We start from the raw sequence: 16,308 nt of genomic DNA on the forward strand, positions 1-16,308 counted from the left end.
TACAATAAAATAACAATAAGTTTTGAAAGCACAACCTCATGAGCCCGAGTTTTACAGGATGTAGAACTCGGGCGATGATTTTTTAGGGCTTATTTTTTCATTCTCATTGTTTTTAAACAAATTAAATTTCAATCAGCTCGATTCAGTTTTAAGGCTTTAGGTGTGTTTTGACTGCAAAACTTGCTGATATAAATCTAAGGTTTGATGACACATATCTGCCAAGCTGAACAATTCAACAGGGGTGACACTTTGCGGTATTTCCAGATGCAATTGCACTGCATTGAATAAAGCCACTTGGTCATCTGCTGCGATGAGCCCTTGCGGATACAGTTGTGACAAAATTTCAGCCACACCACCACGGTTCCAGCCAATCACAGGTGTTCCTACAGATAAAGCCTCAAGTGCAGTGCGTCCAAAGGTTTCCGCCTGATTGGAAAGTGAAAGTACAATATCGCTAAACGCAAGCCACTCGCGAATGTCAGAACGGTGTCCAACAAAGGTTATCGCTTCGGTCAGATGTTTATCCCGAATATTGCGTTCCAGTTCCTGTAAATAAGCTGCTTTTTTAACATCTGCACCGCCTACAACAACAGCATGAATCTGTGGATACTGGGTTTTTAATTTCGCAATTAGATCAATCAATGTTTCATGACCTTTTAAGCGGGTGATACGTCCCGGCAAACAAATTAAAAACTTATGTTCAAGTTCTGGGAAATCTTGATAGGTTTGTTGCATCCATTGTGCCGAAGGTTGATACCCGTGCGGAAATGCAGCAGGGTCAATTCCACGATAAATACGGACAATATCTTCAGGTGGACAGTTTTGATAATGATCACGAATGTATTTGACTACACTGTCAGAAACTGCGATCACTTTTTCCGCTTGGGTCATAATTTGGCTGTAACGGTTAACTGAATAAAAACCATGTACAGTTGAAATTAAGTGTGGACGTTTTTCGGCTGGAATACCTTTTAGGGAAAAATGAGTTAGCCATGCAGGTACGCGGGAACGTACATGCACAATATCAGGTTGATGTTGCATAATCAGTTGGCGTAAAGGACGGATTTGCCACAAGCTTGATAATGATTTTTTGTGGATGGCTAACTTTAAATGAGTGGAACCTTCAGCTTCGAGTTGGTTGACCATCCGTCCGCCATTCGACACCACCAATGACGTATGTCCTTGAGCGACCAAGGCTCGGGCGATTTCGAGCGTACCGCGTTCTACACCGCCACTGTTTAATTCGGGTAATAACTGCATGACTTTCATGAATCTTTCCTTCTGCCGTACAGATTAGTAAATACTGTCATAACCTTCGGGGCGGCTCTTAAACCGACGATGAAACCACATATATTGGGTAGGAGCGATCCGTAATTGCTGCTCAATAATGAAATTGGTGCGCGTTGCATCTGCAACTTCATCTGCGCTTGGGAAATCCAGTAGTTCAGGTTCAATCAAGACTTTATATTGAGGATTGGAAAGCTCACCTGTACGGTAAAAATATAACGGAATTGCTGCGGCTTTGGTCATTTTAAGTAAACGACGATGCGCTGTAACTGTCGCTGCAGGTACGCCAAAAAACGGTGCCATAACACCTTGTTTTAAACCAAAGTCCTGATCTGGGCTATACCAAATGGCACGACCATTTTTTAAGTGACGGATTAAACCACGCATGTCATCGTGGTCAATTTGATGACCGTAAATGGTGGCGCGACAACGGTAAATCAGCATGTCCAGTAATGGATTGTTTTGTGGACGATAGACCACATCGGGGTCAAAATATTGCGCACAGACATAGCCGCCTGCATCTAGCAGAGTAGAATGTGTACCTAACAATAAAACCCCGCGACCATCTGCTTGGGCTTGCTGAATATGTTCTAAACCTTCAACCTGAGTACGTCCTTTAAACCACTGTGGACAGTACCACGCATTTAAGGTTTCAAATACGCCGAGCATCTGATCGACAAAGACTTGGCGAGCATTTTCATGTACTTCAGCCTCGCTCCATTCAGGAAAACACACTTCCAAATTGCGTAACGTAGTTACGCGACGTGACTTCATGCTGTTAAAGGCAAGATTGCCTAAAAGCTGCGCCAAACGATACTGAATCGCCCACGGCAAAATGGCTAAAATCATCAGGCAGACAATGCCAATCCAGATGCCCCAATATTTTGGCAACAGGAAAGACCATTGAAATTCGCCTGGTGGATATTCAGTGTGTTGACTCATAATGACCGTGTAAAGTGTTGTATCGTTGCAGTTTAGCACGAACCGATTTTAAAATTTAAAAGCATACGTCCAATGGGAAAGATGCTTAAAATGGTTTTGCAAAGCTTTGGTATTGGGGACAAGTCCTGTGCTTAAAAAGTTAGGAATAATCACTTAAGCCAATATGCTTAGTTACCATTCGCCAAGTTTTCCAGTTCGTCCCAACGCTCCAGTTTTTCCAGCAGTTCTTCATCAATTTCAGCCAAACGCTGTGAGGCTTTGGTGGCTGCATTGGCATCTGTTACAAACCAAGAACCATCCGCCAGTTTTTCAGCCAATTCGGTTTGTTCCTGTTCCAGTGCTTCAATTTCACCTGGCAACTGCTCTAAAGCACGTTGATCTTTGTAGCTCAATTTTACTTTTTTAGCCGTTGGTGCTGCTGCAGCCGCTTCGGCTTTGGCAACGGCTTTTTTAACATCACTTTTTTGATCAACCACAGTTTGGTCTGGGCGTTGCTGCAAATAGTCCTGATAGCCGCCAATATATTCATCAATATTGCCTTTGCCATCAAATACCCAAGTTGAAGTCACCACGTTGTCCATAAAGGCACGGTCGTGTGAAATCAGCAATAAGGTGCCTTTATAGTCGCTGAGCATTTCCTCAAGCAATTCTAAAGTGACCATATCCAAGTCGTTGGTCGGCTCATCCATCACTATCAGGTTAGATGGTTTGAGTAATAATTTTGCCAGTAAAATACGGTTGCGTTCACCGCCAGACAAGGCTTTAACAGGCGTGCGCGCACGTTCTGGTGAGAATAAAAAGTCTTGTAAATAACTATAGATGTGACGACGTTGTCCGTTCACATCAACAAAGTCTGAACCTTCAGACACGTTATCTTTGACCGACTTTTCCAAATCCAAGACATTGCGTAATTGGTCGAAATAGGCAATTTCCAGTTGTGTGCCTGTTTTGACAGAGCCACCATGCTCAATTTCACCTAAAATGGCTTTAATCAGGGTGGTTTTACCGACACCGTTATCGCCAACTAAACCAATACGGTCGCCACGTAATACCAATGTTGAAAAGTCTTTGATAATTGGAGCTTGATTGCCAAAGGCCACTTGTAAATGTTCAATATCAAAGACCAGTTTACCTGAGCGATTGGCTTCCTGCGCTGCCATATTGACTTTGCCTTGTTGGAAGCGACGTGCTTTGGATTCTTCACGTAAGGCTTTTAAAGCACGCACACGTCCTTCGTTGCGGGTACGACGTGCTTTAATGCCTTGACGAATCCATGCTTCTTCTTCGGCCAGTTTTTTATCAAACAGCGCATTTTGTTTTTCTTCAGCTTCAAGTTGCTGCGCTTTTAAATCTAAATAACGCGAATAGTTGCCTTCGTAGCTGCGTAATACACCACGATCTAACTCGACAATGCGGGTGGCGATACTATCGACAAAAGCACGGTCATGCGAAATAAACAGCAGGGTTAAATTATTTTGATCGAGTAAGAATTTTTCCAACCATTCAATACTTTCCACATCTAAGTGGTTGGTCGGCTCATCTAGCAACAACACGTCAGGTTGGGTGAGCAGGGCACGTGCCAACAACACACGACGTTTACGTCCACCCGATAAATCGGCCAAGTCGGCATTTGGATCAAGTCCCATTTTACTTAAAATGGCATTGACCTTATTTTCTAGCGCCCAGCCATCAAGCTGATCTAGCTTGTGTTGCAAGTTCCCCATACGGTCACAGGCATCCATATCGCCCAATACACAGGCATCATTGGCTTCGTGATAGGCTTTTAATACTGCAGCAGCTTCGCCTGCACCATCAGCAACAATATCGGCGACTTTGCCTGAATCCATGGGCACATCTTGCGCCAACATGGCAATGGTGATGCCATTTTGAATAGACACTTCACCTGCATCGGGCAGTAAACTTCCTTCAATCAGTTTAAGTAGAGTAGACTTACCTTCTCCATTACGGCCAATCAAACACACTCGTTCGCCACGTTCTAGGTTAAAATTCGCGCCGTCGAGCAAGGCAGGTCCACCAAATGCGAGTTGGACATCCCTTAAAGTAATATAGGCCATAGTGTTTCCTAAAAAATCTCAAATGAGGATTTGAAATGACTAAACAAAGTATAGATGATCAGGCGTCATTTTCCGCACCCATTGAAGATTTGCAAGTGCGAATTGCATTTTTGGACGATTTAGTTGAGCAATTGAATGAACAAGTGGTTCATCAAAGTCTGGAAATTGCTGATTTAAAGAAACAAATGCAGTTGTTATATCAGCGGGTAGAGTCGGCAGATTTGTCGGATGGGATTGCACCATTTGACCCGATGACCAATCGCCCACCACACTATTAATCAATCGTACTTAATCAACGGTATTGGTTTCCGTGCTGATTTTAATTTGACCTTTGCTGTACTTCCCGCTGTAATGCTCGGCTGCTGTGCCTGAATCTTTTAAACCCTATTGTGTCCGCTAAAGTTTATGTCCTTTAAAGTTGTGTTACTTGACCTTGAAAACAACCAGCCTACCGCGACTTTGTTGCGAGAAATTATTGAGCATCATCCGAGTGTGTATCTGTTTAATTGTGCAGGAAAATTTGAATATAACTTGCAGGATTTAACTGAGTTGGCTGGCTGGATCAGTACCGGTCAGCTTATGATTTTAGACAGCCCGCGCGCAGAGTTTAAAGAGTTTGAATATGCAGTGGTAGTTGGGCAACTGATGGCACTGCTAGAGCCAGAAACACAAGTTGAAGTGATTTCTGCGGCTGACAGTATTCAGATTTTAATGGAAATGTTGCAAGCATCTGAAATTGCCTGTCACCTGATTCATATTCAGCCTGAAATGCAGTCTGGGAAAAGCAAAAATCGTTTACCAAGCCCAATGGCAATTCGCAACAAACCTGAATTGCTGTTGGTAAAAAAGTATTGTGATGCGTTGGCAAAAATGTCAGGCAAGCCAACTAACGTAGAGGCTTTAAAAAACTCGATTGCCAATATTTTGCAACTTGAGGCCGACAAAGTGCAGCATGTGGTTGGTATGTTGATGAACCTGAAAATTGTAAAGCGGGTGGATGAGCAAATTAGCTTTCGTAAAAAAGTACTGAAGCAGTGGGTTCAACTTGACTTGGATGCTGTGGAAGAATCTACGCAAGAGGCGACAGTCACTTCTACAATCGTGGCGCAAACTGAAGCCGCAGAGGTACATCCTCAGCACAGTTTATTTAAAAACTTTAGCCAAATTGACCCTGTGCAATGGGAAGTTGCCAAAAAGTTACGTGAGCTAAAGGGTGAAAAACCGAAAGATATTTATGAGTTGCGTGATTTACTAGAGCGGTTGTTTCCAAAGTCTGATATTCGTTTATTGCTCAAAGAACTGATTGAAAAAGGCTATATTTATTGGAATGGACATGAAGTGCTATATAGTCATGAGATGTTTTTAAGCTAAGTTTTAGAATTTTTCGATTAATGGCATGAGTCGATTTAAAACCCATCTGCAAGATAGTTTTTTATCGATACGACTGATTTAAGTCATCATTTATCAACCATTTAAAGTTTTGAAAATGATGCCTTTTCACGTAAGACGATTTTAAGCTGTTTGTAGGCAGATAGACTAAAACACTTGAAATAAATAAATCACAGCTTATTTTAATCTTGCGTTTTATATTGTGCTTATGCAACTCTAATATAAGAATAGAAAGGTTGTACTATGGAAAATACTGGAATTTGGGTTGCCGTTGCCATCATTATATTTGTGATGGGCTCTATTTTTGGTCTGCGTGTCAGCCCAAGAGAAAAAGCTTTAGGATTGATGCGTGAAAAAGCCCGAAAAATGGGACTACACCCTCGTTTGGTGGTTGCGCCTGACTGGACAAAAATCCCGAAAGCCACGGAATCACGTGCCAGTATGGTGGCGTATTACAGTGTACTCATTGCCGATGCACGTTTACCGTTAATGCGTGCTTTAGTGACAGACCAAAAGCTAGAACTGTTGCATGGCGATGAGAAATTCCAAGGCTTACCCATTGCATTAAAGGGCATTTATGCTATTGATATGCAGGCAAACTGTGTAGGAATCTATTGGGATGAAGAAGCCGATCTTCGCGCAACTCAATTAGATGAGATGAAAGCCTTTTTACATAGCTTGGCTGAACGTTAATTTTTAAACCATTAAATAGGAAATACGGTTACTTATGGCGAACGCTCCTCGGTCCACATCCAAAAGCACTGCAGCCAAATCTGAAGCTGGTCACAAACGTGCTTTAGTGATTGTGGAGTCGCCTGCAAAAGCGAAAACAATCAATAAATATCTTGGTTCGGACTACATTGTGAAGTCTTCGGTCGGTCACGTGCGTGATTTGCCAACCAGTGGTGGCGCAAAAACCACAGAAAAGAAAACCACCACCCGAACCAAACTGACCGAGGCTCAGAAAGCTGAAAAAGCTCAACAAGCATTAGTCAACCGTATGGGGGTTGATCCTGAACATGACTGGAAAGCACACTATGAAGTGCTGCCAGGCAAAGAAAATGTAGTCGCTGAATTAAAAAAACTGGCATCGCAGGTCGATGAAGTCTATCTCGCAACGGACTTGGACCGTGAAGGGGAAGCGATTGCGTGGCACTTAAAAGAAGTCATTGGTGGAGATGACTCACGTTATCAACGTGTCGTGTTTAACGAAATTACCAAAAATGCGATTCAAGAAGCCTTTAAGCATCCTGCGCGTTTAGATACCAACAAAGTCAATGCCCAACAGGCACGTCGTTTCTTAGATCGCGTGGTGGGTTTTATGATTTCGCCACTGCTCTGGGAAAAAATTGCCCGTGGTTTATCGGCAGGACGAGTGCAGTCAGTTGCGGTGAAGCTGGTTGTGGAGCGCGAGCGTGAAATTCGCGCCTTTGTACCCGAAGAATATTGGCAAGTCTTTGCAGATACTAAATCTGAAAAAGATGACATTCGTCTAGAAGCGGTTAAGCAAGCGGGTAAAACCCTCAAGTTACGCAACAAAGCTGAAACCGATGCTTTACTGAACTTGATTAAAGATGCGCAATACACCGTATCTGCACGTGAAGATAAGCCGACCAAAGTCAACCCAAGTGCGCCGTATATCACGTCAACGCTGCAACAGGCTGCGAGTACCCGTCTTGGTTTTTCAGTCAAGAAAACCATGATGCTAGCACAGCGTTTGTATGAGGCAGGTTTTATCACCTATATGCGTACAGACTCGACCTTCCTGAGTGATGACGCGGTCAATATGGTGCGTACGCATATTGAAGCGGAGTTTGGTCAAAAATATCTGCCTGCTAAACCAAATCGTTATGGCAATAAAGCAGGCGCACAAGAAGCGCACGAAGCGATTCGTCCATCTAATGTTGCGCTTAAAGGTGACAGTTTGGTGGGTGTAGAGCGCGATGCACAGCGTTTATATGATCTGATTTGGCGTCAGTTCGTCGCTTGCCAAATGACACCAGCCGAATATTTATCATCGACCATTTTGGTTGATGCCAATGGTGTCGAGTTAAAAGCCAAAGGTCGTACGCTAGTTTTTGATGGCTTTACCAAAGTGCGTGGGCAAAACAAATCGGATGATGATGTGTTACTGCCTGCAGTTAAAGTCGGTGAAATTCTTAAATTAGAGAAGCTTGATCCATCACAACACTTTACCAAACCGCCTGCGCGTTTTACCGAAGCCTCTTTGGTGAAAGAGCTTGAGAAAAAAGGTATTGGACGTCCATCGACCTATGCTGCGATTATTTCAACTATTCAAGACCGTGGTTATGTCAAACTGGAAAACCGTCGTCTGTTTGCCGAAAAAATGGGTGAGATTGTTACAGATCGTCTGGATGAAAGTTTTAATAACCTGATGAACTACGACTTTACAGCAGACTTGGAAGGTCAGCTGGATAAGGTTGCAGATGGGGAGCGTAACTGGAAAGACTTACTCAACAGTTTTTATGGTGACTTCAAGCAGCGTTTGACCAATGCACAGGGCGAACAAGGCATGCGCCGTAATCTACCTGTAGAGGTTGATGCAGTACATTGTAAAGAATGTTCACGTCCAATGCAGATTCGTACAGGTACAACAGGGGTATTCTTGGGATGTTCAGGCTATAACTTGCCACCGAAAGAACGTTGCAAGGGAACTCTGAACCTAACTCCTGTCGAGTCGCTTGCTGCATTGTCGGATGATGATACCGCTGAAACTGCAGATTTGATGTCTAAAAAACGCTGTCCAATTTGCGAAACTGCCATGGACAGCTATGTGATTGATGGTGGTCGTAAACTGCACATTTGTGGGAATAACCCAGACTGTGCAGGTTTTGAGCTAGAAGAAGGCGAGTTCAAAATTAAAGGCTATGATGGCCCAACCATTCCGTGTGACAAGTGCGATGGCGAAATGCAGTTGAAAACAGGTCGTTTTGGCCCTTATTTTGCCTGCACCAGCTGTGAAAACACGCGAAAAGTACTCAAGAATGGTCAGCCTGCGCCACCGCGTGTTGATCCAATTAAAATGGAACATTTACGTTCAACCAAACACGATGATTTCTTTGTGTTGCGTGATGGTGCAGCAGGCTTGTTCTTGGCAGCCAGTAAGTTCCCGAAAGTACGTGAAACCCGTGCGCCGAAAGTCGCGGAATTACGCACAGTTGCAGAACAGCTTGATCCGAAATATCAGTTTATTTTGCAAGCACCTGATGCAGACCCAGAAGGTAATCCAACCTTGGTGAAATTCAGCCGTAAGAATCAAGCGCAATATATTGGTTCGGAAACGCCTGAAGGCAAACAAACCAAATGGTCATTGGTTTACCAAGATGGTAAGTGGGTTGAGGCTTAACACGATCTATATGGAGTTGAAGCCAAAAAAATTCGCCATTTTAATCGATGCAGATAACTCATCGGTCAACTCGATTGAGTCTGTATTGGAAGAAGTGGCGAAGTATGGCATCGCCAGTGTAAAGCGCGTGTATGGTGACTGGAGCAGCGAAAGTCTAAAAAATTGGCGTGATGTACTTTTACCGCACGCCATTACGCCTGTACAGCAATTTGCTTATACCAAAAGCAAAGATGCCACCGATATGATTTTAATTATCGATGCCATGGATTTGTTGTATAGCGGTGCTTTAGATGGTTTTTGTATTGTATCTAGCGACAGTGATTTCACGCCTTTAGCCTCTCGCATTCGTGAAAGTGGTTTAATCGTTTATGGTTTTGGGCGTAGTAATACGCCTGAAGCTTTTCGTAAAGCCTGCGATAAATTTATTTATGTAGAAAACTTGGTGTCCGAAGCTGAAAAAGCTGCGGTAGCAGAAGAATCTGATCAGAAAGGGAAAAATAATAAAGTTACCGATGTTGCACTCAGCATAGATAAATACACCTTGAACCTGATTTATAAAGCGGTCAAAGAAAATGCCGATGATAGTGGTTGGGCTTATTTAGGGGCAATTGGTACGTATATCAGCTCGGTCAAGCCCGACTTTGACACCCGAAACTATGGTTACGATAAACTCTCTGGTTTAATTAAAGCCTTGGGTTTATTTGAAACCAAATTACAGGGCAGTCAGATGTATTTGAGAAAGCGTAGTTTTAGTACGTTTGTCAAACTTGTCCAAAAAACCATTCAGCAACTTGCAGATCAGGCAGGTTGGGCAAAAATTTCCGAGATTATTCAACATATCGAACAAAATGATCCCTACTTTAATATTCAAAATCAGGGATTTGAAAATACACAGTCAGCTATACTTTCAATACACAGTGGTTGGTTGGAATTTTCCAGTGATCACAATCGTGTTAAAGTCGGCAAGCTGATGTCTTAATGTTGTCCTAATTCATGTGGAAAAAAATCCGAATTTTATGCTTATTGCTGGTTTTGCTGGTCGTCGCAGTCAATGCTTGGCGTGATCAGAACCAAGACTGGAATAAGCCCATCATCGTATTGTTACATCCAATCAATGCCGATGGACGATCAAATACCCAAAACTATATCAATACGTTAAATATCAATAATTTAAATTCTGCTCAAGACTATCTAAAACAAGCTTCTTTGCAGTATCGTGGGCAACCCATTGCGCTTTATTTCAAACAGGGGCGAGAATTAAAGGAGTTGCCACCAAAAGTGCCTGAGCAGGCATCACTACTTAATACTGTACTTTGGAGTTTAAAGTTCCGTTTTTACGCTTGGCAGCAACGACAAAGCAGTGATGGTACGGCAACCGTGACGCTGTACCTGAATTATTATGATCCGAGTCAAACTCAAATTTTGAAACATTCCACCGCTTTACAAAAAGGTAAAATTGGCTCGGTGAATTTATTTGCTTCTGCTGCACACAGTGAGCGTAATACGTTGGTGATGGTGCATGAATTACTGCATACCTTTGGTGCCACAGATAAATATGATTTAAGCACAGGTCAGCCGATTTATCCGATTGGTTATGCAGACCCAAATCAGCAACCATTGTATCCACAACGACAGGCTGAACTGATGGCGGGTTATGTGCCACTTTCGCAAAGCAAAAGTAAAATGCCTGAATCGTTACAACAGACACGTATTAACGAAATCACTGCCATAGAATTGGGCTGGAAATAATGTGGATAAGCATGTACTTATCCACATCTCCACAATATAACCTGTGTAAAAGTATGTGCTTGAGCATGACTTGAGTATGAATTGAGCCATTTATATTCATGGGTTTATTCCTAAACTGATCTGTTAAACTATTCATCCACCCAGTACGATGAGTCACTATGAGTTTAGCCAGCCTAATTGATGAATTGAATCCCCAACAAAAACAAGCAGCCACGACAGCACATCAACATAGTCTGGTCTTGGCTGGCGCAGGCTGTGGCAAAACCAAAACCATTGTGGCACGTGCAGCGTACTTGATAGATCAAGGTATTCCAGCCAATCAAATTCAAATTTTGACTTTTACTCGTCGTGCGGCGAGTGAAATTGTCGCTCGGGTGGAGTTGGCATTGGGTGAGCAAGCCAAAGGCTTACGTGCTTCGACCTTTCATACTTTTTGTATGTATCTGTTACGACGTATTCCTAAAGCTTTTGGCTTAGAGCAGTTTTCTATTATTGATCGTGATGATCAGTTGATGATGTTTCGCCTCATTCGCGGAAAAGATGATAAGAAAAATCCAAGTCAGTTACCCAAACCTCAAGAATTATGTGATTTATATTCTTTTGCGCGGAATACCCGTCAAAAACTGAGTGTGGCTTTAGAAAAACAGCAGCCTGAATATTTGGCATTAAAAGATCAAATTGCTGAAATTATGCAGGAATATGAAAGCCGTAAACGTGCACGTGGCTTTCTCGATTATGACGATATTTTGGCTGTGGTGGCATCGGCATTGGCGCAGTCGGAAGGTCTGGTCGATTATGTCGCGTCAATTTGTCAGCATCTTCTGGTCGATGAAATGCAGGACACCAATCCTTTGCAATGGGCTTTGCTTGAGCCTTTAAAAGATCGGGTCAGTTTGTTTTGTGTGGGCGATGATGCACAATCGATTTATGGTTTCCGTGGTGCAGATTTTGAAAATATTCATCATTTCACAGAGCGCGTACCCAATGCTCAAATTTTCAAATTAGAGCAAAATTACCGTTCTACGCAGGAAATTTTAGACCTGTCCAATTGGTTGTTAGATCAAAGTGAGATTCGCTATAACAAACGGTTGCAGGCGCATCGTGGTGATGGCATCAAACCCAAAATGCATATTTTCCCGAATGAATTTGATGAAGCCAAATGGATTGCGATTGATATTAAAGAGCGACATTTCTTGCAAGGCGCGCCGTGGTCAGATCACATGGTCTTGGTGCGTTCGAGTTTTGCAGCGCGACATATTGAAGCCGCCTGTATTGCGGCAAGTGTGCCGTATCGTTTTATTGGCGGCATGAAGCTCTTGGAAACTGCGCATGTGAAAGACTTACTTAGTTTATTGCGCGTTATTGCCAATCCTTTAGATGATATTGCATGGATGCGTTTTCTCACTTTATGGAATGGCGTGGGTGATGTCGGTGCGAGTAAGTTGGCGCAGCAATTGTTACTTGAACCCACAATGGATCAGGTGATTGAAAAGCTGGAAAAATTTGGACGCTTGCCAGAAAAAACTTTATTGATCATGAAGCAAATGGATGTCTTACGCCATGAAGTTGCAGCTTGCGTCGGTTTAGGCATTGAAGCGATTCAGGAACAATTGGCTGATAACTATAAAAAAGACTGGAATCGTCGTCAGGGTGATTTTCAGTTGGTGCAACAACTGGCGGGTAAGCATGCGCAGTTAAGTGAGTTTTTAGAAGAATATGTGCTCGATCCTGTGTCTATTTCTGAAATTGAACGCCAGTCCGATACCGATGTGGTCACTTTAATCACCATCCATTCTGCCAAAGGTACGGAGCAAAAAGTCTGTTATGTGGCGAATGTGACTGCAGGGCAGTACCCGCATGCACGGGCGCAGGGCAGTTTTGATGATATTGAAGAAGAACGTCGAGTGCTGTACGTGGCTTTGACCCGTGCCCAAAATGAACTGATTTTAACCAAGCAAAATTTTAATTTATGGGCGCGTGATACGGTAGATGAACAAGGGCGCAAACTGGACAGTTATTTTTTGAATGATCTGACACGGCAGTTGTGTGCGATGGAAACTCATCACCGTACCCGTCAGCAAACTGTGAAAAGTGCCTTGGTGGAACGCCAAGCGATTAATTTAGATTTTGGTATAGATCTCGATTAAACTATGCCACATGGTTTCCTGCAAAAAGTAGAGTAGGCGAGTGCTTTTTGATGTTTTTTGCCTATTTTAAGGTTGTAAGATGAAAATTTTAGTTCGTAGTTTAGAGCGCACAGTGACTGAAGAAGAATTGTTAAAACTTTTTCAGGAATATGGCACTGTAGAATCTTGTAATTTGGTGTTGGATGCTGCAACAGGAAAATCTAAAGGTTTTGCATTTGTAGAAATGCCACATGCACGTGAGGCAGTAAAAGCCATTAAAGCGCTGAATACTTTGCGTCTGCATGGTCATGGAATACGTGTCAAAGCAGCAGAAGATAAACCTGCATCAAAATAGTTCAAAGGGAGCAAAAAATGCTCCTTTTTTATGCGTGATTTTTAGTAAAAATACGAGATTGGCACTGCATTGGTGCGCGATTTTATCGCAGTAAAAATAGTGTATTTTTTATTGGGTGTTGCAGGAAAATCGGTTTAATCTAAGCTTCTTAGAACGCTAAATTGAGGAAATGCTCATGTCCCGTGTTGCTCGTTTTCATGCAGATCGTACCAATCAGAAATTATATTTCGCCCGTCTTTCATGTCAGCAGGCCGAGCAAACCGAGCATGTTCAGCAAGCGCAGGCACATCGTGAAGCTGCGGTGTTTCATTTAAATGGCGCGGTGCTGGCTTTTTTGCAGGAATTGGTGCGGTATTATCGTTTAAATGACAGTAATCCAACCCTTAAATCAATTGAAGAATTGATGGCAGCCAAAGGGCAGATTTCCCCTGAAGTGGCAATTTTGGAGCAACTGAGCAAATCGGGTTTTATTGCAGAGTTAAAGCGCGCTTATCGTTTATGTCAGTACACGCCCGAGCCAAGTGCACCAGAACCTGAACAGGAAACGTCATCCAATTTGATTATTAAAGTCACGCAATCTCCGCAAGCATGGCTACCAGATACGAAAATTTTGCGCGAATGGCATCGTGACTTAACCCAGTTGATTGATGGTTTTCGTAATGAAATGGTGGAATTTTAAGCCGACCAAACGCCCTTGAAAAAAATCTGATCAGCCCGATATAAATATTCTGAACGATGCAAAGTGCAAGCGCCTTTGCCGCCATGTCGAGCATGGAGGATATATGTCTATAGAGCAATTGAAAGAATTATTTGGTAATCAGGAAGCAATTTTAGAGCTGGTTCAGCTTGAAGGTGGCGAGTTGGCATTGCGTAATGCAGGCTCAGAGAAAGAGCCATTGGTTAAAATCCAGTTCAATGACGAAGTCAAAGCCATATTGGGCGATCAGACGGCTGTTGTGGCACAGCACATGATTCAGGCGGCATTATTTGGCTTGTTGGAAAAGCAGGTCAATGAATGGCATGCCGAAATTGTGGATGAACAGCCGCAATTTATGAGTTAATCCCAAAAGGTCTTTCGGTGATGAGCTATCTTTAATGAATAGATTGTCTATCTGCTTTGGTTAAAATCATGGACATTATTAGATAGTTTTTCATCAACACAATGAAAGCCAATCTATACGTCAACAAAAAAAGCGCAGCTTAAACGGTGCGCTTTTTGTGATTTTGGCTATGGGTTTTAGATGAATGATGCTCAATGCGTTGGTGGCTGATGATGGGCAATTTCAATTTGATTTAAAATATAATTGCTCATATTTTTCGCCATTTCTTCTTTGGCAAAATACACTTCACCAATGTTGTCTTTACGAATTACTTCCGCTTCGGCTTTGCTTTCTGCACACACCAAAACCTGAATTTCAGGGTTTAGGGTTTTGGCAATATCCACAATTTTATGAATATCCAAAATGTCCATAGGCGAGAGAACGAGTAGTCGTGCATGTTGAATATGTGCCTGAATCAGTACACCCGCTTCTGTGGCAATGCCGCTGACTGCAGCAATTCCTTTTTCGCGTAAGTCTTCGACAATTTCACGGTTTTCTTCCGCAATCACGACCTTAATATTTTCAGCCATTAAATTTTGAGTAATGCGGCGTCCGACTTCACCATGTCCAACAATCACCACCTGATCACGTAAATAATCTTGAGAAACTTCATCGGGCAGCATGGCTAAAGGGTCATTGCTGCGTTCAAGCAAACGCGCCAAATAAGAGCGTTCCCGAATCCAGTTTTGCACAGGCTCAATCGCAGAAAAAACAAAGGAATTGAGGGTAATTGAAATGAGTGCGCCTGCTAAAATCAGGTTTTGTCCTTCTAGTGACAGCAGTTGTAAAGATACACCTAGCGTTGCCAAAATAAAGGAAAACTCACCAATTTGTGCCAAGCTCGCGCCTACGGTCAAAGCTGTGTTGAGTGGATAGCGGAAGAACAAGACCAATGCCATGGCTGCAATGGTTTTACCCACCATGATAATGCCGACGACCGCTAAAACGTGCAGTGGTTCTTCTATCAGAATACGCGGGTCAAACAGCATGCCCACGGCTACAAAGAACAGGATTGAGAAAATTTCACGTAGTGGAAGAGTTTCTTCTTCGGCACGATGGCTAAAGTCAGACTCTTTCACCACCATACCTGCAAAGAATGCACCGAGCGCCATCGATACGCCAAAGACTTTATAGGCACCAAAGGCAATTGATACCGCTGCTGCAACTACAGTTAGGGTAAACAGTTCCCTTGAGCCTAAACGTGCCACAATTTGCATGATAAAGGGCACAAGGCGTTTGCCCACAATGAGCATAAAGGCAATGAAGCCTGATACCTTAAGTAAGGTTAGCCCCAAAGTTAGCCAGATATTTTCATCATTTGCACCTTCAATGGCTTGTCCACCCAGTAATACGGCTGTTGCGGGAAGCAGTACCAAGGCCAAGACCATCACCAAGTCTTCAACCAATAACCAACCCACAGCAATTTTACCGTTAACGGAGTCAAGCAAGCCGCGATCTCCTAAGGCTTTGAGCAAAACAACGGTACTGGCACAGGACAGGCTTAAGCCAAAGATGAGCGCAGGACCAAAGCTCCAGCCCCACATCATCGACACACTCACACCCAATAAAGTCGCCACTGCAATTTGTAGGATTGCACCGGGTAGGGCAATGCGTCGTACCTGCATTAAATCATTTAGCGAGAAATGCATGCCAACACCGAACATGAGGAACATGACCCCAAGTTCTGCCAATTGGTTGGCAAGATGAATATCTGCCACAATGCCCGGTGTGTTGGGACTAATGATGACACCTGCAATCAGATAGCCCATAAGCGGTGGAAGGCGTAAGCGCGCAGCGATATAGCCAAATACCAGTGCCAAGCTAAAACCAACGGCAAGTAAGATGATGAGTTCTACATCATGAGGCACGAGAAACTCCTAAGCCATGGTGAAGGTGCGGTCAAAAGACTGAAATAAGA

General features: G+C 43.1%; 14 protein-coding genes. 10 read left to right on the plus strand and 4 right to left on the minus strand.

Features of this window, described 5'->3' with window-relative positions; genetic code table 11:
* Positions 1–156 precede the first annotated feature (156 nt).
* The 3 genes from FTT91_RS04870 to FTT91_RS04880 all read right to left on the minus strand — a co-directional run bounded on the left by FTT91_RS04870 (position 157) and on the right by FTT91_RS04880 (position 4,304).
* The gene (locus tag FTT91_RS04870; protein ID WP_004976117.1) at positions 157–1,269 is read right to left on the minus strand and encodes a glycosyltransferase family 4 protein; all 1,113 of its coding nucleotides are present in this window, start codon (positions 1,267–1,269) and stop codon (positions 157–159) included.
* Between the two features lie 24 nt (positions 1,270–1,293).
* Positions 1,294–2,229: a lauroyl acyltransferase gene (locus FTT91_RS04875; RefSeq protein ID WP_179997428.1), complete on the minus strand. Its 936-nt coding sequence runs from the start codon at positions 2,227–2,229 to the stop codon at positions 1,294–1,296.
* Between the two features lie 167 nt (positions 2,230–2,396).
* Positions 2,397–4,304, minus strand: coding sequence for an ATP-binding cassette domain-containing protein (locus FTT91_RS04880; RefSeq protein ID WP_178318605.1), 1,908 nt, complete (start codon positions 4,302–4,304; stop codon positions 2,397–2,399).
* 35 nt (positions 4,305–4,339) lie between these two features.
* Here FTT91_RS04880 and FTT91_RS04885 point away from each other — a divergent pair, with 35 nt between their 5' ends.
* From FTT91_RS04885 to FTT91_RS04930, 10 genes are all read left to right on the plus strand, one after another.
* On the plus strand, positions 4,340–4,582 hold the full coding sequence (locus FTT91_RS04885) for a SlyX family protein (protein ID WP_004976120.1): 243 nt from the start codon (positions 4,340–4,342) through the stop codon (positions 4,580–4,582).
* 127 nt (positions 4,583–4,709) lie between these two features.
* A complete protein-coding gene (locus FTT91_RS04890; RefSeq protein ID WP_104853027.1) occupies positions 4,710–5,675 on the plus strand; it encodes a hypothetical protein in 966 nt (321 codons plus the stop codon).
* A gap of 261 nt (positions 5,676–5,936) precedes the next feature.
* Positions 5,937–6,386 carry an ammonium transporter gene (locus FTT91_RS04895; protein WP_004976129.1) on the plus strand — a complete coding sequence of 150 codons (450 nt, stop codon included), beginning with the start codon at positions 5,937–5,939 and terminating at the stop codon, positions 6,384–6,386.
* 34 nt (positions 6,387–6,420) lie between these two features.
* Complete coding sequence (topA, locus tag FTT91_RS04900) at positions 6,421–9,060, plus strand: type I DNA topoisomerase (protein WP_004976132.1); 2,640 nt, start codon at positions 6,421–6,423, stop codon at positions 9,058–9,060.
* Positions 9,061–9,070: 10 nt separating this feature from the next.
* Complete coding sequence (locus tag FTT91_RS04905; RefSeq protein ID WP_154321061.1) at positions 9,071–10,039, plus strand: NYN domain-containing protein; 969 nt, start codon at positions 9,071–9,073, stop codon at positions 10,037–10,039.
* A 14-nt stretch (positions 10,040–10,053) separates the two neighbouring features.
* Complete coding sequence (locus FTT91_RS04910; protein WP_180169068.1) at positions 10,054–10,809, plus strand: hypothetical protein; 756 nt, start codon at positions 10,054–10,056, stop codon at positions 10,807–10,809.
* 158 nt (positions 10,810–10,967) lie between these two features.
* Entirely contained in the window at positions 10,968–12,956 is a 1,989-nt protein-coding gene (locus FTT91_RS04915; protein WP_180169069.1) for an ATP-dependent helicase, read from the plus strand.
* Positions 12,957–13,035: 79 nt separating this feature from the next.
* Entirely contained in the window at positions 13,036–13,290 is a 255-nt protein-coding gene (locus FTT91_RS04920; protein WP_004976139.1) for an RNA-binding protein, read from the plus strand.
* Positions 13,291–13,465: 175 nt separating this feature from the next.
* Positions 13,466–13,969, plus strand: a complete 504-nt coding sequence (locus FTT91_RS04925; RefSeq protein ID WP_179988458.1) for a DUF6586 family protein — start codon at positions 13,466–13,468, stop codon at positions 13,967–13,969.
* Positions 13,970–14,072: 103 nt separating this feature from the next.
* Complete coding sequence (locus tag FTT91_RS04930; protein WP_131261040.1) at positions 14,073–14,351, plus strand: hypothetical protein; 279 nt, start codon at positions 14,073–14,075, stop codon at positions 14,349–14,351.
* Between the two features lie 191 nt (positions 14,352–14,542).
* Here FTT91_RS04930 and FTT91_RS04935 read toward each other — a convergent pair whose 3' ends face one another.
* On the minus strand, positions 14,543–16,258 hold the full coding sequence (locus tag FTT91_RS04935) for a cation:proton antiporter (protein WP_180169070.1): 1,716 nt from the start codon (positions 16,256–16,258) through the stop codon (positions 14,543–14,545).
* Positions 16,259–16,308: the final 50 nt, after the last annotated feature.

The organism is Acinetobacter sp. YH12021, from assembly GCF_013420145.1.
GTDB classification, from domain to species: domain Bacteria; phylum Pseudomonadota; class Gammaproteobacteria; order Pseudomonadales; family Moraxellaceae; genus Acinetobacter; species Acinetobacter towneri.